We start from the raw sequence: 19,287 nt of genomic DNA, 5'->3' as shown, positions 1-19,287 counted from the left end.
AGGTAGGTGAGCAGAAAAAACAGCTTCACATCGCTGCCCGCCAGCACCGCCGTCGGCCGTTCGCGGTGAGCCGGAAACTGCCGCCGCTTCCCCGCCAGCGTATGCCAGCGGTGGTGCCGCTCCCAGGCCGGCGCGAAGGCGGTGAGCAAGTCGTCAAACTCGGCCACGTGCAGGCTGGTCAGGGCCAGAAACTGCCGGGGCCGCTCGCGTAAGGCACGGTAATCCATGCCCAAATCTACGGCTGCTCCTCGCGGATTAACTTAGCCACCTTTTCCGAATTAGGTCTAATGAAGGGCCGCCCTGCCAGATTCAACTTGGCAGGGCGGTCTTTTTTTGCCGCTGCCGCAGCAGGCTTCGTATACTTGAGCCTGAAACCCGTTCTTATGTCCTCTCAGCCTACCATCCTGTTCCTGCACGGCTTTGCCGAATCCCGCGAAGTCTGGACCGAATTCACCCGCGACTTTCCCGACGGCTACCGCCTGCTGACCCTGAACCTGCCCGGCCACGGCACCAACGTGCACGACATCCGGGACTATAGCATGGAGGCGCAGGCCCGCTATGTAGCCGAGCAGCTGCGCCAGAAAAACGTGGAGCGGGCGCTGCTGGTGTGCCACAGCATGGGCGGCTACGTAGCGCTGGCCTTTGCGGAGCGCTACCCCGAAATGGTGGCCGGCCTCGTGCTCTTCCACAGTACCGCTCTGCCCGATACGGCCGAGAAAAAGGCCAGCCGCGACAAAAACATGGATTTCGTGCGGCGGCACGGGGTGGAGAAGTTCATGGAATCATTTATCCGGCCGCTATTTGCCCCGGCCAACCGGGAGTGTATGCTGGAGCAGCGGGAGTTTCTGGAGGAAATCGGCAAGACCACGCCCGAAGCTACCGTGCTGGGGGCGCTGGAAGCCATGAAAAACCGCCCAGACCGCACCAAAGTGCTGAAAGAAGCGCGGTTTCCAGTGCTGTTCATTGCCGGTAAAGACGACGTGGCCGTGCCCACCGAAAGCTTGCTGCCGCAACTGGCCCTGCCGGCCCAGAGCCACGCCCTGCTGCTGAGCGACGTAGGGCACCTGGGCTACTTCGAGGAGCCGGAGCTGACGCGCCGCGCCGTAGTAGATTTTGCAGGAGCGGTGTTCGGACAATAGGAGAGTACCTCACCACAGAAAGTAAAACGCCCTGAAATAGGTATTCCAGGGCGTTTTGCTGTATAAAGCAGCGTGTTTATTACAGAGCCAATAATAAGCCTGCGTGGGCTCAGCGCATGCGGTATGTTACGGGCACTACAAAGAAAGAGCGCACCGGCTGGCCTTTTTCCAGGGCCGGAAACATCTGCGGCAGCAAACCCACGGCACGCAAGGCCTCCGCATCCAGTTCCGGCGAAACGGAATTCAGTACCAGCGGATTTTCGGCAAGTCCCTGCTCACTCACTTCAAAGAAGATTTTGACGGTGCCGCTGGTCCGGCTGCGCAGAGCGGCAGGTGGGTACTTCACATTCCGCCCGATGAAATTTGACAGCGCCTGCGGGCCGCCCTCGATTGTAGGCGGCTCGTCGGGGAAAAGGCGCACCCGAGGATATACGCTGATGGTGCCAGCCGTAGCATCAAATACCAGTGGAACCAGATGGCTGCCACGCCGGGGCTGCCCTTGCTTGCGCGCCGGTGCCCAGGCCGGACCCTTACTAATCAGGTTTTCAGCAGCACTCAGCAGCTCCGGCTTCACGCGCTTAAGCTGCTCTTTGGTCATGGGTCCGGGCTGGGCTTTGGCTGATGTAAGCACACCCAGCGAATCGACTTTGACAGCCACGAACACCAAACCGGAAAATCTGGCCTGCCGGGCGGCCTCGGGAAATGCAGCCGTGCGCAGATAGGCTTCCAGGGCATCTTGCCCGCCCACCGGATGCGGAGCGTGGGCTTCCGTGGCGGGCCGTGCTCCGGCCGGAGAAGGGGCCGGCGGTGCCTCTGCCGGCAGCTTGAAGGTGATAGGCAACGTGTACGCCACCGCCACGGCCTTGCCCGCCTGCTTACCGGGAACGAAAGCAGGCAACGCCGCTACCGCCCGAAGCGCCTCGGCATCCAGCAGCGGATCAATGCCGCGGGCCAGCTTTACCTGCTGCACCTGCCCGGTAGAGGCCACCACAAAATTGACAAGCACGCGGCCTTCAACTCGCTTGGCCACGGCTTCGGGCGGATAGACTACCGTCTGGCTCAGCGTGCGGAAAAGTGCCTGCTGGCCGCCGGGAAATTCCGGCATCTTCTCGACATAGCTAAACACCTTGTTTTCAATAGCGGGCTGCGTCTGGGCCTGGATAGCATGGCCCGCCACAAGCAATAAACCGCTGAGCAGCAGCGGCCGAAAATAAGTAAGCATACGTTTGAATAGGAGTGTAATAAGAAGGCCTATGCTGTGAGCAAGCCCATTTTCAGCATGGCTTCAGCAATCTGCACGGCGTTGGTAGCGGCCCCTTTGCGCAGGTTGTCGGCTACTACCCACATGTTGAGGGTTCGGGGCTGGGTTTCGTCGCGGCGGAGGCGGCCGACGAGCACCGCGTCTTTGCCGTGGGCGTCTTTGGGCATCGGGTACACGTTGTTTTTCACGTCGTCCACCACTTCCACGCCTTCGGTCTGGCGCAGTATCTCGCGAACTTCTGCCAGGTCGAATTCCTGGGCAAACTCCACGTTCACCGCCTCCGAATGGCCGCCCATCACCGGAATACGCACCGTAGTGGCCGTTACGCGGATGGAGTCGTCGCCGAAGATTTTCTTGGTTTCCTTCACCATCTTCATCTCCTCCTTGGTGTAGCCGTTGTCCTCGAACACGTCGATGTGGGGTAGCACGTTCAGGTCGATGCGGTGCGGATAGGCGGGGTTGGTAGGGGCCAAGCCGGCGCGCTCCTCCTGCAGTTGGTCCACGGCTTGCTTGCCGGTGCCGGTCACGCTCTGGTAGGTGCTCACCACGATGCGCTCCACTTTATACCGTTCGTGCAGCTTGTTGAGGGCCACCACCATCTGAATAGTGGAGCAGTTGGGGTTGGCAATAATTTTGTCGTCGTCGGTCAACTCTTTGGCGTTGATTTCGGGTACCACCAGCTTCTTGGTGGGGTCCATGCGCCAGGCCGAGGAGTTGTCGATAACCACGGTGCCCACTTCTGCAAAGCGCGGCGCCTGCTCCTTGGAAATAGAGCCGCCGGCCGAGAAAATGGCCACGGCCGGGCGGGCCGCAATGGCGTCGTCCATGCTCACGACCTTGTATTTTTTGCCCTGAAACTCGATTTCCTGGCCTACCGATTTTTCGGAGGCGACGGGCAGGAGCTCCGTGACCGGGAAGTTACGCTCGGCCAGCACTTTCAGCATTTCGCCCCCGACCAGACCGGTGGCACCAACTACGGCTACTTTCATGGAATTGCGTGTTTAGAAACCCAAAGTTCGGGAAAAGATGAAGGTTTGGTACGGGATAGAATGTTTTCTATATTTCTCTCCCTCTTATCTGATATCCGGCGCCTGGCATTCGTGCGAATTGCGTTGGCTCATTCGTAGTCGATTATTCCTGTGAAAAAACTACTGCTGCCGCTGTTAGCGGCGCTGCTGCCTTTCGCCGCCACGGCACAGCTCACCGAAGATTTTGCCGACGGAGAATTCACCCAAAATCCGTCCTGGACCGGCGACGCGGCCTCTTTTCAGGTAACAAGCCAGCAGCTGCAAAGCAACGGTCCGGCCGCCACTGGCACCCAGCTACAGCTGGTCACGCCTAGTCAGGCGGCTACGGGCGGCACTGTCTGGGAATTTTGGGCCAATCTGCGGCTGGCTACCAGCAGCGGCAACTACGCCGATGTGTGGCTGGTTTCGGAGCAGGCTGACCTGAAAGCCACCGGCAACCGCGGCTACTTTGTGCGCCTCGGCGGCACTCCCGACGAAGTATCCTTATTCCGCAAAGACGCTACCGGCAGCCCGGTATATGTAGTGAACGGCACCGATGCTACCCTCAACTCCGCTACCAACAACCTGGTGCGGGTGCGCGTGAGCCGCTCTGCCACCGATGTCTGGACGCTGGAACGTGACCTGGCGGGCGGCACCGCCTACGTCAGCGAGGGAACCGCCACCGACCCCACCCATCAGCGCGGCTTCTATTTCGGCGTGTATCTGACGTATTCGGCCGCCAACAACCGCGCCTTTTACTTCGACGATTTTCGGGTGCAGGATACGAGCGCGCCGCGGTTGCTGAGTGCCGGCGTTGTCGGGGCGCAACAGCTGGACATATCCTTCAACGAGCCGGTGGCAGCGGCGCAGGTGGCGGCCAGCTACCGCCTGGCAGCGGCCGGAGCGCCTGCCGTAACAGCAGCCCAGCGCGACGCCACCGACCCGGCGCTGGTGCATCTGACGCTGGCCGCCCCGTTGCCCTTAGGCGCGAATACTATAGAAGCGCGCAACGTTTCCGACCTCTACGGCAACATGGCTGCCGGCCCGCTCACTGTCAGCTTCACCTATACCGGCACGGCCGTGGCTCCGGCCGGCAACCAGCTGCTGATTACCGAAATCTTCGCGGACGAAACCCCGGTTGTCGGGCTGCCGTCGTCGGAGTTTCTGGAAATACACAACCCTTCGGCTACGGCAGTGCTGGACCTGGCCGGCGTGCGCCTCCTGAAACCGGGGCAGACTGGCAATCCGGCGGTGTTTCCGGCCGGTGCTACGCTGCTGCCCGGCGAATATGCGGTGGTGTGCGGCAGTACCCGGGTGCCTCAGTTTGCTGCCTATGGTAAAGTGTTCGGGCTGACCAACTTTCCGAGCCTCACCAACGCTGGCGACCAGCTGCTGCTGCGGAGCCGGGACGGGCGCACGTTGTTTGAAGTCAGCTATTCCGACACGTGGTACAAAGACAGCCGTAAGAAGGAGGGAGGCTGGAGCCTGGAAATGGTGGACCCCGCCAACCCCTGCGCCGGCATCGACAACTGGACGGCCAGCACCGACGCCAGTGGTGGCACGCCCGGCCGCGCCAACTCCGTGCGCACCACCAACCCCGACCGCACAGCGCCGGTGTTGCTGCGCGCCCTGGCCGTGTCTCCTACCACTGTGCGGCTGTTTTTCGGTGAAAAACTCGATAGCCTCGCGGCCTCCAATGCGGCGCTGTATAGCCTCACGCCCGCCGTGGCAATTACCCGCGCGGCACCCATCGGCCCCGACTTTCGCACCATTGACCTAACGCTGGGCACCTCCCTGCAGGCCAATCAGGCACTGACCGTGACGGTGCAGCGTGCTACCGACTGCGTAGGCAATGCCGCCGGGCCGGCGACTTCCGCCACGTTCGGGTTGCCGTCGGCGGCCGTGGCAGGCGACGTGGTTATCAATGAAATTTTGTTCAATCCGCGCACCAATGCCGTGGACTTTGTGGAGCTGCTGAACCGTTCCGGCAAATATCTGGATGTGCAGGGCTGGCAGCTCGGCAACGAAAAGCCCGATGGCAGCGTGGATGCTGAGCAAATCAGCAGTGGCGCCTACGTGCTGGCGCCCGGCCAGCTGTTGCTGCTCACTACCCGCCCCGACATCGTGCAAGCCCAGTATCCCACCAGCGCCGACCCCGCGGCGTTTCTGGCGATGACCGGGTTTCCCACCTTCCCCGACGATGCCGGCGTGGTAGTGGTGTTCGACAGCCAGGGCCGCACCCTGGACCGCTACAGCTACCACGAGGACCAGCACCTGAAGCTGCTTGATGACGTGAACGGCGTGTCGCTGGAGCGCATACGGGCAGATGCGCCGAGTACGGCTGCCAACTTCCACTCGGCGGCCAGCAGTGCCGGCTACGCTACTCCGGGCCGCCGAAACTCGCAGCAGCAGGATGTTGCCGGAGGCGGGCAGCAGTTCAGCATAGTGCCCGAAGTATTCACGCCCGACGAAGACGGCCTGCAGGATTTCACAACCCTCAACTACCAGCTTGACGGCACCGGCTACGCGGCCACCGTTACGGTTTATGATGCGCAGGGCCGCCTTACGCGCAAGCTGGTGCGCAACGAAACTCTGGCCACCAGCGGCTTTTTTCAGTGGGACGGCCTCACGGACCGTGGCCAGAAAGCACCGGTGGGCTATTATGTGCTGCTGATTGAGCTGTTCAAGCCCGGCGGTGGCAGCAAGCAGGAGTATAAGAAGACGGTGGTACTAGGCGCACGGTTTTAACGCCAGCATGGGCTAAAATCCAGGTTAAACCTCTGCGCCGGAACTGCGTCCAAGCAACATGACGACGACGCAACAGCAACTGCAGCATCTGTATTGGCGCGCCGGATTCGGGCCGCGGCCGGAAGACCTAGCCGCGGGCCTTTCGCCGCGCAAAGCCCTGCGCCAACTGCTGCGCGACTCGGAGAAGGTAGAACTGCTCGACAGCCCGCAAATGCGCTACATTGAGCCGCTGACCCAGTTTCGTCCGGTAGCTCCGGCAGCTGGCACGCCTCAGTCGGGCATGGTAACTACGCCGGACCAAACGGCTATGGCGGCCGGCGCGGAATCAACTCAGCTGCCGCTCCGCTCGGCGCTGCCTGCACCGCCGAAAGGGCGCAATCAGCCGCCGCTGTTGCGCCGCCAGGACCTGAGCCCGCAGCAGCGCAAAATGCAGAACCAGAGCATTCGGGAGGCTTTTTATGCCATGAACACCGGCTGGCTGCAGCGGATGGCAACCTCGCCGGCACAGCTACGCGAGAAGCTGACGTTTTTCTGGCACGGGCACTTTGCCTGCCGGGTGCGCCGCCCCGATGCCGCGCTGCAGCTGAACAACACCATCCGGCAGCTGGCGCTGGGCAAGTTTTCGGATTTGCTGCTGGCCGTGAGCAAGGAACCGGCGATGCTGCAGTTTCTCAACAACCAGCAAAACCGCAAGCAGCGCCCCAACGAAAACTTCGCCCGCGAGGTGCTGGAGCTGTTCACGATGGGCCGTGGCCACTACACCGAAACCGATGTTAAAGAGGCCGCCCGTGCCTTTACAGGCTGGGGCTACACTGCGCAGGGCCATTTCGTGTTTCGGGAAAAGCAGCACGACGACGGGCCCAAAACCTTTCTGGGGCGCACCGGCAACTTCACCGGCGAGCAGGTGCTGAGCATTGTGCTGGAGCAGCCGCGCACGGCGGAGTTCATCACCACCAAGCTCTACCGTTTCTTCGTCAACGATACGCCCGACCCGGCGCACATTCAGCCGCTGGCGCAGGCGTTTTTCAAAAGCGGCTACAATATCAGTGCGCTGCTGGAGCAGATGTTTTCGGCCGACTGGTTTTACGCGCCCGCCAACGTGGGCACCCGAATCAAGGCGCCGGTGGAGCTGCTGGCCGGTATCAAACGCACGATGGGCCTGCAGCTCGCCGACGACAAGCCGCTTATCGTGTTTCAGAAGGCGCTGGGGCAGACGCTGTTTGAGCCGCCGAACGTGGCGGGCTGGCCCGGTGGCCGCAACTGGATAGACTCGTCGTCGCTGCTGTACCGGCTGCAGCTGCCGTCCGTGCTGCTCAAGAATGCCGCGTTCAACGTGGCGCTGAAGCAGGACGAAAACGACATTGCCCCCAACCTGACGCGGGCCGACCGCACGTTTCAGCAACAGGTGAAGGCTACCGTGAAGCTCGGCCCCGTGCAGGCGCTTCTGGCCAAAACGCCCCCGGCACGTCAACTCGCCCAGCTCAGCGAGCTGCTGCTGCAAACTCCCATTCGTCCCGAAAATCTGGCCCTTATTCAGCAAGCCGCCGACAAGGTGCCCGCCGAAGAACGGCTGCGAACTATGGTTACGAGCCTGCTGAGTTTGCCGGAATACCAGTTGATGTAGAGCTTAGATCTGAGAGGATAGCGCCAAGATGGTTCTGTCAGTCTGAGTTTACTGCACTCCCCGATTCTATCCTGACTTGCGCCCTGCTTTATGCGCTGGGTTCTCCTTTCTAAACTCTAGCCATGGCTACTTCCCGCCGCGACTTCCTGAAAACTTCGGTGCTGGCCAGCAGCCTGCTGTTCGTGCCCAATTTCCTGCACGCGCTGGACCGCCAGGGCCTCCGCGACCTGCGCGATGCCCGGGGCCGCCGGCTGGTAGTAGTGCAGTTGGGCGGCGGCAACGACGGCCTCAATACCATCATCCCGTACCGCAACGACCTGTATTATAAAGCCCGGCCAACGCTCGGCATCAGGGAAGGAAGCGGAATTCTGGCCCTCGATAAAGATCTGGGCTTCAATCCGGCCATGACGCGGCTGAAAGGCCTCTACGACCAGGGGCAGCTGGCCATTCTCAACTCCGTGGGCTACCCCAACCCCGACCGGTCGCACTTTCGCTCCATGGATATCTGGCAGAGTGGCTCGGCTTCTGACCAGTACCTGAGCACCGGCTGGCTGGGCCGTTACCTCGACTCCGACTGTCCGGCTTGCTTGCTGCCCTACAACGGCCTGGAAGTGGACGATACGCTGAGCCTGGCTATGAAAGGCAGCTCGCGCAAAGGGCTGGCCCTGAAGAATCCGGCCAAGCTGCGGCAGCTCACCCAGAACCGCTTTATTGCGCAGGTGAGCGGGGCCAAGCATCCCGGTGCCGTGTCGGAGCTGGATTATCTGTACAAGACGCTGGCCGAAACCGCATCCTCGGCCGATTATCTGTATCAGGCCAGTAGGATCTACAAGTCGGCAGTGGCGTATCCGAACACAGAATTCGGCCGCAACCTGAAAACCACCGCCGAGCTGATTAACTCCGGGGTTGGCTCGCGCGTGTTCTATGTTTCACTCACGGGTTTCGATACGCATGTGCGCCAGCAGGAGCAACAGGGCAAGTTGCTAGGGGATTTGTCGGAAGGGCTGGGCTCTTTTGCCGAGGACCTGCAGAAAGCCGGCAATTTCGATGAGACGCTGGTGCTGGTATTCTCGGAGTTTGGCCGCCGCGTAAGCCAGAACGCCAGCAACGGCACCGACCACGGCACTGCCAACAACGTGCTGCTGCTGGGCGGCGGCCTGCGGCAGCAAGGCATCCTCAACGCCGCCCCCAACCTGCAGGACCTGCTCGACGGCGACCTGCGCTACCAGCTCGACTTCCGCAGCCTCTACGCCACCGTGCTGCACGACTGGCTGGGCGCCGACGACCAGGCTATTCTAGGCAGCCAGTTTGAGCGGCTTCGCGGCCTGCTGTAGGGCAGCTACGGCCATGCTTATTGCCCTCCAGAAGCCGCGGAGGCGTAATCTGAGCAATATCCATTCGGTTGAGGCTTCGTAGGAAGAGAAACCGGTTCTTCTCACCAACCTCATCTGCTATGAAAGTTCTGTCGCCTTTCGCTCACGACATCCTCGACTACCTGACAGTCGCCTTTTTCGGGCTGGCTCCCTAGCTGTTCAACCTGGAAGGGGCATACGCCACCTCCTGCTACGTGCTGGCCGCCGGGTATCTGGTCATTGCCCTCTGCACCGACTATCCTTTGGGCCTGATGCGGCTCATCCCTTTTCCGGTGCACGGCCGGCTGGAGCTGGTCAGCGGCCTAGTGCTGTTGCTCGTTCCCTTGATTTTCGGCTTCGTCGATGATAACCCCACGGCCCGCAACCTGTTCATCGGGTCCGGGGTGGTGTTCCTGCTGGTGTGGCTGCTCACCGACTGGTGGGCTCAGCGCCAACCCAATTCGCTGATGACAATATAAGCCCCAGACTGGTCCCACTAAACCAAGAGCCGCTGTACACACTGTGCAGCGGCTCTTGGCTTGATAACGTACAGCGAATGTTAGCGGCGGAAGGTGAATCCGAAAAAGAATTCCCGGTCAGCGGCCCGGCTTAGCGCCAGGTGAGTGCCCAGGTCGAGCTGCAGGTTTTCGTTGATGGTGATGATAGGGGCCAGATTCACGGAAGACCGCCAGCCGGAATGCGCGGCATCCCATTGCGTAACGCCTTCTATCAGAAACGAGAAAACTTCCGTGAATTCGTGGTCCAGGGCTATGGAGGGCATCATCCGCACGTAGTGGTGCCCGATTTCCCGTTCGTAGTTCAGATCCGCTTCCAGCTGAACATCCAGATTCCAGCGGTGCGGCAGCTCAACGTTTACCGGTACAATCAGGCCGCCTTCCATGGCTCCGCTGCCTGCCTGCCCGCCGGTGGGCAGGCGCGTATAAGCCACCACTGCCACAGCCACCGGGCCTTCCTGGTCGTCGCCGAGGAAGTTGTGCTTCAGCCGGAAGGTCAGGTCGCCGAAACCGGTCTGGCGCTGCCAGTCCGCCTCCGTTGCTTCTTTTTCCTTCTGCACCTTATAGAGCGGCACTTCCAGCTGCACATCGGTGCGGCGGCTCAGGCCCAGCTTAACTACGGTATAAGCGGCTTTCCACTCGCGGCTGCGCTGTTCGTCTTCCCGGGTATTAATCAGGCGCAGCGCATCCATTTCCACCTGCAAATGCCCGGCATCTACAGTGAATGGGCTTTCGGTAGTGCCCGGCCGGTCGGGGCGGAGCGGCCGCAGCTGAGTACGCGGCACTGGCCGGAACAGATTGAACCGGGCCGAATCGTAGGGGCAGGTTTTGGGCGCTTGTGCGTAGCTGGCAGTGGCACCCAGCAGCTCTAGTAGCAGAAGCAGGCAGAAATAGCGCATGACGGAGGGGAGAGTATGCTGCCGCCTACGCAAACTCCTCAGTTTAGATATAATGGCCCGGTGCTGGCGGCCGGCTAGAGGCTGTAGCGCACGCCCAAAAACGTGCGGCGGCCCTGCAGCGGGGCAAAGTTGTAGCTCGTGTCGAAGGTGTAGCCGTTCGGGTTGTTCTGGTTTACCGTTTTATCGAACGGGTCGAAAGGACGCAGCAGTGCGTGGCGCGGCAGAAAATCGAGCAGGTTTTTTACGCCTCCGTACAGCTCCAGCCCTGGCCCCAAACGCTTGGTCGCCTGCAGATTCTGGAGCGAAAACCACGGGGAGCGGCTTGGGCGGAAGTCGTTGGGCTGCACGGGCAGCTGCATCGGGCCACTTACCTGCCCGGTATAGTCCAGCGTCAGGCCCCACTGCGTGAAGGTGTAGCTGGCCGTGTAGGTACCCGAAAAAACCGGCGCGTGCAGCTGCGCTACCCGCCGCAGCGCCCCGCCTTCCGCAGTACGCTCGCGCCGGAAAACGTCCATCACGGTGATGCCCGCCAGTAGCTTTAGCGGCCGCGAGAAAGTGAAATCGGTGTTCAGAGAAATGCCCCGCGAAATAGCGTAGCCGTCGAGGTTGCGGTACACAATCTGGTTCGGGTCGGTGTCGTAGTCGGGGCTGATTTTGTTGGTGAAGTAGGTGTAGAAGACGCTGCCATCGAAGGTGAGCGTGCTGCCGGCCTTGGTCGTGATAAAGCGGGTGTAGTTTAGGTTGGCGTTCCAGCTGCGCTCCGGCCGCAATGCCTCCGGCACCACCACCTGCCGGGCACCGGTGAGGGCGGCGTGGTCTTCGGTAAACAGATTCACTACCCGGTAGCCGTTTCCGATGCCTACCCGCAGTACACGGCTGCCATCCACAGTGCCCCATTTGTAGTTGAGGCGCGGCGTCAGGATGTTGCCGTGCCGCGGGTTGTAGTCGTAGCGCAGGCCGGCCAGCAAGGTTGCATCGGGCGTGAGCCGAAACTCGTCCTGCACAAACACGCCCGGCAGATTCACCAGGTCCGGCTGGGTATGCTGCTCGCTGCCCGTCGCCGGCGTGTTGTCGTCGTACCAGGTAGAGCGGAAGGCCGCGCCCAGCAGCAGATTGTGCCGGATGCTGGGGCCATGAGCCCAGGTCAGCTGCCCGAATGCCACGCGTTGCGTGGCATTGTAGCGCGTAGTGCCATAGGCCGAGTTCTGACGGTGCTGGTTGAAGGACCCGCTCAGCAGCAGCTTCTGGCCTGCTACCGGCAGCTGGTACTGCCCCAGAAGCTCGTAGCGGCTCGTATATACACTTTCGCCATACACACTGTCGCCGCCCCGAAACTCGGGACGCCACCCCAGCTGGCCGCCAAACCGGTCTTCGTAGTAGTAGCGGCCGGCCAGGCTGGCCACGCGCTGCTCGGGCCGCTGCCAGCTCCACTTATTAAACACCGATATCCGATGCTGCGTGGGCACATCCGTAAACCCGTCGTTGTTCACGTCGCGGCGCTGGTTGTAGCCATAGAGGTTGGTGCTGAGCAGGGTGGAGGCCGGGCCTGCTTTGGCGGCCGTGGCCAGGTCCAGGTTCAGGTCGCGGTGCGAGGTGCCAAACAGGTCGGCGGAGAAGCGCGGGGCCTTGGCCGGGTTTTTCGTGATGACGTTGATGAGCCCGCCCACCGCTTCGGAGCCGTACAGCGTCGAGGCCGGGCCTTTCACCACTTCCACCCGCTCTACCAGGCTGCTCGGAATACCGCTCAGCCCATACACGGTGCTAAGCGAGCTTACAATCGGCATCCCGTCAATCAGCACCATCGTGTAGGGACCTTCCAGCCCGTTGATGTGGATGTCGCCGGTGCCGCACACGTTGCAGTTAAGCTGCGGGCGCACCCCGTTCACCATCGTCAGGTTCTCAAACAGGCAGGGGCTGGGATTTTTCTGAAAGTAGCGCGGCGTGTACAGCTCCACCGCAATCGGCGACTCGCTTTTCAGCACTTCGCCCAGCGTACCGCTCACCACCACCTCACCCAGCGCGCTACTTGAGGCGGCCAGCGCAACAGCTACCGTAGTGGGCTTGCCAGCGGCTACAGCTACGTTGCGCTCAGTGGGTTGGAAGCCCACCGCCGTTACCACCAGCCGGTACGTGCCGGGAGGTATGTTCGCCAACCCGAACGCGCCGAATTCATCAGCAGTAGTGCCGGTAGTGGTGCCCTTCAGCCCGATGCTGGCAAACGGCACCACTTTTCCGTCGGCCCGCACCGTGCCCCGAATGCTCCCTGGCTGTGCAACTGCCGCAAATGCTGCCAGCAGCAGCCAAATCGTAAGGAAGATGTTCTTCATGTGCCCGGATTTAGGAAGTACTGTTAAATTTTTTTAGATAAGCCTAAATCTGTTGTGCTGAAAAAGCGCAGCATCTTTTCAGACTGCTGCGCTTGGTGAGGCCTACTAGCCGAAAAACGTTTCGTAGAGCAGGTACACGTTCAGAACAATGATAACGGCAGAAACCAACCACGCCAGTACCTGCACCCAGGGCTTGTTCACGAAGATGCCCATTTTGGCCTTGCTGCTGGTGAAAAGCACTAACGGCACTACCGCAAAACTGAGCTGAAACGAAAGAATAACCTGGCTGAGCACCAGCAGCTCCCCGGTTCCTTTCTCGCCGTACAGCAGCGTTACGATGAGGGCCGGCACCACCGCAATAGCGCGCGTGAGCAGCCGCCGCATCCAGGGGCGCAGCTTCAGATCCAGAAACCCTTCCATCACAATCTGCCCGGCCAGCGTGCCGGTGAGCGTTGAGTTCTGGCCCGAGGCCAGCAACGCTACCGCAAAAACGGCACTGGCGGCCCCGGCTCCCAGCACCGGCGCCAGCAGCTTGTGCGCGTCGCTGATGTCGGCTACGTCGTGCAGACCGTTCCGGTGAAATGCCGCTGCCGCCGTAATCAGAATGGCCGCATTCACGAAAAACGCCAGAAACAGCGCCACCGTCGAGTCGATAGTAGCAAACTTGATGGCCATTCGCTTGCCGGGTTCCGTCTGCTCAATGGCCCGCGTCTGCACGATGCTGGAATGCAGATACAGGTTGTGCGGCATCACGGTAGCGCCCAGAATACCGATGGCAATGTAGAGCATCTTGGGATTGGTGACTACCTCCGGTTGCGGCACCAGGCCGCCCAGAATACTGAAGTAATCCGGATTGGAAACAATAATTTCGTAGAGGAAACAGCCGAAAATCACTACGGTGAGGCCCGCTACAATGCTTTCAATCACGCGGAACCCCCGGCTCTGAAACAGCAGCACTACCAGCACATCCAGAATGGTGAGCACCACGCCCCAGGGCAGCGGCAGCCCAAACAGCAGGTTCAAAGCAATAGCCGACCCTATAACTTCTGCCAGGTCGCAGGCGGCAATGGCTATTTCGCACAGAAACCACAGTACCATGGCCACCGGCTTCGGGTAATGGTCGCGGCAGGCTTGGGCCAGGTCGCGGCCCGTTACAATTCCCAGCTTAGCCGCCAGATGCTGGAGCAGCATAGCAAACAGGTTGGAAATCAGAATAACGGACAGCAGCGTATAGCCAAACTGCGAGCCGCCGGCAATATCGGTGGCCCAGTTGCCGGGGTCCATGTAGCCGACCGCTACCATCAGGCCCGGCCCCCAAAAGGCCATCATTTTGCGCCAGAACGAGGCATTGGTAGCCGGCACCTTTATGCTGGCGTGCACTTCACTCAAGGAAAGCGAGGTACGGGCCCGGCGCCAGCCAGTATCAGGGGCATTGACAGGAGGAGCCGCCTGGGTGGGAGGAGTTTGTAATGATGGGGCCATGGTACGAGTAAGCGTCTGACAAGCGAATATAGCTTTTAGACTTATCTAAAAATATTTTTAAGGCCATATAAATACTATTTCTGGCTTAAAAAGTTTTCCTGAAGTGTAATCCAGAGCTGCTGTTGTTATGACTTGTACCAGCCACTTGATGTTTTTTGCTCTTTATACCGGACGAACTACACGCCAAAGCTCCTCAATGCCCTTAGAGTAAGAATAATTTGGAAAGGGTGTTACCTGCCAAACCTTCTAAAATGAAAAAGGGCACCGCGAATTTCGCGGTGCCCTTTAGCAAGCTGAAAAGAATAGAAGCTAGCGCGCCAGCTCTACCCAGCCTTTAGTTGTTTTGCCGCCACGGTCAGTTAGCAGGTAGTAGTACACACCGGCAGGCTGGTCTTTGCCATCCCACTCGTTGCGGTAGTTGGTGTATTCTTTCACGAGGCGGCCCCAACGGTTGAAGATCTGCACTTTGCTGCCTTCTTCGTCGGGCGTCAGCACAAAGTAGTCGTTCTTGCCGTCGTTGTTTGGCGTGAATACGTTGGGAATCTCATTTACGTCAATGAGCTTCGTAATCTCGCTGCCCTGGCAGTTCTGGCCACCGGCGCGGTTAGTAATTCTCAGGGTTACCTCATAGCGGCCACCTTGGCGCAACACCAGTTCCTGCGGATCAAACTGACGCGAGAAAACAACGGGCGACTCCGTCACGGCATTGCCGCGGAAGTCCTGAATCCGGCGATACGTCCAGCGGGCGCTGTCGGTGGTAGCACGGGTCTGCGAGGTGTTGGTGAAGGTGAAGATGCGCTGCTGGATGTTTTCACGGCCGCTGTTGTCGCCGCGCCCAGTGAAGGTGAAGTTAGCAGTTAGAACAGGCGCAACCCGTACCAGAATCGAGGCCGTATCAACGCAGGTCGGAACCGGCAGCTGACGGAAATCGAAGGCATTGATCTGCACGTAGTAGCGTGTAGTTTGTGTGGGACGCACTACGATATTCTGTTTGTCGGCATCAGCAGCGTTCAAGCCGTTAGCGGCGCGCCACGCATAGCTATACCGGGCAACACGGCCGTTTGCGGCAGGAGTTCCGATTCCGACCAGCACAGAGTCAGGACGGGTAGGAGTAGCGGTGAGGTTTACGGCGCTGCCAGCGCACACGAAGGGCTGCGCCGTAGCGGCCACCACTTTAGCCGGGAACCGCTCTTTCACGGAAAGCACGATAATCCGGGTTTGCTGCCCTACGATGGGGCACCCATTGTCACGAATCTGTACCGGAATGCGGAATGTCTGATTCTTGAAAAGCACATCGGGCTGGATATCAAATATACCGATGGGGTTACGCGTGCCCTGACCCACAATGCGGAACGTACCTACGTCCTGGGGCAGGTAGGTGGGCAGCTGGGGCTGGCCGGGGTCCAGAGTCGGGAACGTAACCGTCAGTAGGTCGGCTGGGTCTGGGTCAGAGAAGCGAACCAGCACACGGGTATAGTTGCAGGTAGAAGCCTCAATAAAGGTCGAATCCACGGAGTTTACGATGGACACACCCGAGTTCTGGTTGTTGCCGGTGGCAACGGGAGCACCCGGAACGCGGTTGTCGCAGTCGATTACGACCACCATGATGTCGCGACGAACGGTACCAACGAGGGTACGCACGTTGTTGATGCGACGGTACTCCGAAACTTTGCCCGACACCACGTATTTGTTCTGGGTCAGCTGCGCGAGAGTAGTGCCCGGGGTGAACAGGAAGGGCGTGAACGTGAAGCTGCCGTCAGTTGAGTTGAACAGGAACTGAGGCGTAGCCTGCCGGATCGGGCAGGGGCCCGAAAGCGAGAACGAAGGAATGGGGAAGGTGGCGGTATAAGAGCCGCCGGTAGAGGGCAGTTCGGCGTAGCAGTTCGGGCCGCCGGGAGTCTGCGGGCCCAGGTTGATCAGGCCACCGGTCGAATAGCTGGTGGTAGGAGCCACGTCGTTGCAGCCTTGCAGCGGGCGCGACAGTTCATATACCAGCTCGTCGCCGTCAACGTCAATAGCCGTGAAGTTCAGCGTGGTCTGCTGCTTCCAGCACACGAACGGTACTGCGACGTTCTGGGCGTTGTACTGCGCCGAGTTGTTGGTGATAGTCTGGCCACCTACCAAGTTATTGAGGGTAGCTTCCCAGTACATATCCACCGCGCCGTTAATGTTGGCAACGTCCGGACGAGCATTAATCTCAACACTCAGGCGCCACTCAGCGGCGGGAGGAAGAGTAACGGTAGTTTCGAAAATACCGGTTTCGTAGTTGGTGGGCAGGCCGGAACCGCAGGGGCTGGGGCCGCCGGGAGCAGTCAGGCAGTAAGGAGCCCCGATTTGCTGGGTTCCGCTAACCAGGGTCATGGCAGAAGTTGCTGCTCCCGACGTAGAGCAGCCCGTGTTGCGGTAAACCAGACTTGGGCTAATGCCGCTGAATTGAATAGAGCTGCTGCAGTCACGGAACACTTGCAGACGAACCTTATACAGGTTGCCGCCCAGGGATTCGTACGTCAACTGCCCACCCTGTAAGTGGGAGGCAATAGCCGAGTGCAGCCCTACGAAGGACAAGCACAAAGCCATGACTAACAGGTAGGTGGCACGTAACAGTTTTTGCATGGGTGAAGGATTGGTGAAGAGAAAAAACAAAGAGGGTGGAGGGAAAAATGCAGCGGTAAGATAAACATATTTTGTACTAATGACAGCAACAGGGCAGCATATTTCCATAGGATAAACGCAATAATCATGCCTATAATATGACTTATGCGGGGTGATTTGTAATATAATTTAGTCCTTGCTTGCCTATTCCAGGGTGCTGCTTGTATATGGATAGGCACATATGCTTTGCAGCAGCATTCTACACTGGCTTGGTAGATATCTTAACTAAAGGTGATGCAGTGGGTGCTATGCCTTGTATGTAGACAGAAGCTAGAAAATGGAGTGTTTTTATGAAAAATGGCAATTAGGTTATGTAATAGAGGTTTTTTTCTATTTATTACAGGCCGGGACCACTCACCCACGTTCTTTCTTTCATCCTCACACCCAAACACTTCAGTACGTATGAAAAGACGTTTACAAGGCAAATCTGGGTTACGACGCTACTGGGGCAGTGCTCTGGCTACGCTAGCCGGCATTGGGCTGGCCGTAACTACCGCTCAGGCCCAGGCCGACACGTACCAATTCTCAGCTACGCAGGGCACATTCACTCCACTTCCCGCTGCTGCTACCTCGGCTTCAGTTATCGAAGACGATGACGCCATAACGGGCGCGCTGCCAATAGGCTTCTCGTTTGCTTTTGATGGGGTGCCCTACACGAACGTGTATGCCAGCTCCAATGGCTTCCTCTCCTTTAATACCAATGCAGTCAACACGCGCATCAACGCTCTGGCAACAGCAGCAGCTGGCATCCGGCCGCTAATAGCGCCTCTCTGGGACGATTTGGGCGGCGAAGGCACTGGTAGCGCAGCCAAGTACCAGACCATAGGTACAGCCCCCAACCGGGTGTTCACATTCGAATGGCTGAATTGGGAATGGAATTACAGTGCTTCAGATCCGGTCGTTTCTTTCCAGGTCAAGCTCTACGAAACCAGCAACCGCATCGAGTTTGTCTACCGCCCCGAAAACGGCACACCTAACTCTCCTTCCGCTTCTATTGGTATTGTGGGGGCTTCTACTCCCATTGATTACCTCTCTCTCAACAACACCAGCGCTTCACCAACGGCCAGCTCTACTACTGAAAACTCGTCGTTGAGCACTTCGCCGGCTTCTGGCCAGATCTACACGTTTGCGCCTCCGGTGGCTACTGGCTGCCCCACGCCGCGTAACCTGACTCTAACTTCTGCTACGGCTACTTCCGCCCTGGTAACCTGGAGTGTAACAGGTGGCGGCGGAACCTTCTCTATTAACTACGGTCCTACTGGCTTTACGCCCGGTACCGGCGGGCAAACCATTACCAGCACTACGAACTCGGTAACCATTCCGGGCCTGACCGCCAGCACCGACTACCAGTTCTACGTTACGCAGATCTGCTCGGGCAGCTCGTCCAACCGTTCCAACGTGGGTAACTTCCGGACGGACTGTGTGGTGCCGGTGTACGCGCCGGTTCCGCTGAGCGAGACGTTCGAGAACAGCTGGCTCAGCCGCTGCGCCACGCGCGAGGTGCCGGGCAACGCCTGGCGCACCTCGCCGCAGACGGGCAACAACTCCTGGCGGCGCGACGACGACGGGGCGGCCGCCAACTGGACGTCGGCCACCAGCTACGGCTACACGCCCACCGGGGCGCAGGGCAGCAGCCGCTCGGCGCGCTTCCACAGCGGCTACTCCTCGGCCGGGCTGCTGGGCACGCTCGACCTGTACGTGGACCTGAGCGGGGCGGGCAGCCGGGAGCTGAGCTTCGACTACATCAACACCAGCGGCACGGACTCGCTGAGCGTGCAGATCTCCACCGACGGCGGGCTCAGCTTCGGCCCGCAGCTGCTGCGCTCGGGCCAGGCTGCCAGCTGGCAGAGCAAGACGCTGGCGTTGAGCAGCAGCTCGGCCACGACCGTGATTCGGTTCCGGGCGCGGGCTGACTATGGCTCCACCGACATCGGGCTCGACAACGTGACGATTGCCGCCTGCGGGCGGGTGAGCAACCTGGCCGTGGGCAGCGTGACGGGCACGAGTGCGAGCGTGACGTTCACGCCCCTGGCTGGGGTAAGCAGCTACACGGTGGTGGCCACGCCCACGGGGGGCGGGGGGCCGGCCGTGAGCGTGACGGCGCCGGGCTCGCCGGTGAATCTGGTGGGGCTGCAGGGGCTGACGGCGTACACGGTGAGCGTGGTGAGCAGCTGCGGGCCGGGGCAGAGCTCGGTGCCGGTGACGGCCGGCTTCACGACCCTGCTGCCGCCCACCCTCAACGACGAGCCCTGCAATGCTACTTCTCTCTCTATCGGTGGTG

General features: G+C 60.1%; 13 protein-coding genes. 6 read left to right on the top strand and 7 right to left on the bottom strand.

Annotation, left to right across the window (positions count from 1 at the left end):
- Positions 1-227 (bottom strand): hypothetical protein (locus BUE15_RS20430; protein ID WP_211617696.1); only part of this gene is annotated, 227 nt, incomplete at its 3' end.
- Between the two features lie 156 nt (positions 228-383).
- On the opposite strand from BUE15_RS20430, the gene BUE15_RS20425 reads away from it, so the two are divergent.
- The gene (locus BUE15_RS20425) at positions 384-1,139 is read left to right on the top strand and encodes an alpha/beta fold hydrolase (protein WP_073289010.1); all 756 of its coding nucleotides are present in this window, start codon (positions 384-386) and stop codon (positions 1,137-1,139) included.
- Positions 1,140-1,248: 109 nt separating this feature from the next.
- Here BUE15_RS20425 and BUE15_RS20420 read toward each other — a convergent pair whose 3' ends face one another.
- Both BUE15_RS20420 and BUE15_RS20415 read right to left on the bottom strand, forming a co-directional pair.
- Complete coding sequence (locus tag BUE15_RS20420; RefSeq protein WP_073289008.1) at positions 1,249-2,361, bottom strand: TonB family protein; 1,113 nt, start codon at positions 2,359-2,361, stop codon at positions 1,249-1,251.
- A 29-nt stretch (positions 2,362-2,390) separates the two neighbouring features.
- Positions 2,391-3,389, bottom strand: coding sequence for an aspartate-semialdehyde dehydrogenase (locus BUE15_RS20415; RefSeq protein ID WP_073289006.1), 999 nt, complete (start codon positions 3,387-3,389; stop codon positions 2,391-2,393).
- A gap of 150 nt (positions 3,390-3,539) precedes the next feature.
- On the opposite strand from BUE15_RS20415, the gene BUE15_RS22540 reads away from it, so the two are divergent.
- The 4 genes from BUE15_RS22540 to BUE15_RS20395 all read left to right on the top strand — a co-directional run bounded on the left by BUE15_RS22540 (position 3,540) and on the right by BUE15_RS20395 (position 9,610).
- Positions 3,540-6,155 carry a lamin tail domain-containing protein gene (locus BUE15_RS22540; RefSeq protein WP_073289004.1) on the top strand — a complete coding sequence of 872 codons (2,616 nt, stop codon included), beginning with the start codon at positions 3,540-3,542 and terminating at the stop codon, positions 6,153-6,155.
- A 58-nt stretch (positions 6,156-6,213) separates the two neighbouring features.
- On the top strand, positions 6,214-7,779 hold the full coding sequence (locus BUE15_RS20405) for a DUF1800 domain-containing protein (protein ID WP_073289003.1): 1,566 nt from the start codon (positions 6,214-6,216) through the stop codon (positions 7,777-7,779).
- A gap of 122 nt (positions 7,780-7,901) precedes the next feature.
- Entirely contained in the window at positions 7,902-9,113 is a 1,212-nt protein-coding gene (locus BUE15_RS20400) for a DUF1501 domain-containing protein (protein WP_073289001.1), read from the top strand.
- 233 nt (positions 9,114-9,346) lie between these two features.
- Entirely contained in the window at positions 9,347-9,610 is a 264-nt protein-coding gene (locus BUE15_RS20395) for a hypothetical protein (protein WP_084549219.1), read from the top strand.
- An 80-nt stretch (positions 9,611-9,690) separates the two neighbouring features.
- Here BUE15_RS20395 and BUE15_RS20390 read toward each other — a convergent pair whose 3' ends face one another.
- From BUE15_RS20390 to BUE15_RS20375, 4 genes are all read right to left on the bottom strand, one after another.
- A complete protein-coding gene (locus BUE15_RS20390; protein WP_073288999.1) occupies positions 9,691-10,545 on the bottom strand; it encodes a transporter in 855 nt (284 codons plus the stop codon).
- 74 nt (positions 10,546-10,619) lie between these two features.
- A complete protein-coding gene (locus BUE15_RS20385; RefSeq protein ID WP_073288998.1) occupies positions 10,620-12,872 on the bottom strand; it encodes a TonB-dependent receptor in 2,253 nt (750 codons plus the stop codon).
- 105 nt (positions 12,873-12,977) lie between these two features.
- Positions 12,978-14,354, bottom strand: a complete 1,377-nt coding sequence (locus tag BUE15_RS20380) for an Nramp family divalent metal transporter (protein ID WP_073288996.1) — start codon at positions 14,352-14,354, stop codon at positions 12,978-12,980.
- A 309-nt stretch (positions 14,355-14,663) separates the two neighbouring features.
- Positions 14,664-16,967: a T9SS type B sorting domain-containing protein gene (locus BUE15_RS20375; RefSeq protein WP_170865332.1), complete on the bottom strand. Its 2,304-nt coding sequence runs from the start codon at positions 16,965-16,967 to the stop codon at positions 14,664-14,666.
- A 441-nt stretch (positions 16,968-17,408) separates the two neighbouring features.
- On the opposite strand from BUE15_RS20375, the gene BUE15_RS20370 reads away from it, so the two are divergent.
- On the top strand, positions 17,409-19,287 hold a 1,879-nt coding region (locus BUE15_RS20370), incomplete at its 3' end, for a fibronectin type III domain-containing protein (RefSeq protein WP_170865331.1).

It is taken from the genome of Hymenobacter psychrotolerans DSM 18569 (assembly GCF_900142395.1).
Lineage (GTDB): Bacteria > Bacteroidota > Bacteroidia > Cytophagales > Hymenobacteraceae > Hymenobacter > Hymenobacter psychrotolerans.
This window is presented reverse-complemented; position numbering and strand designations above follow the sequence as displayed.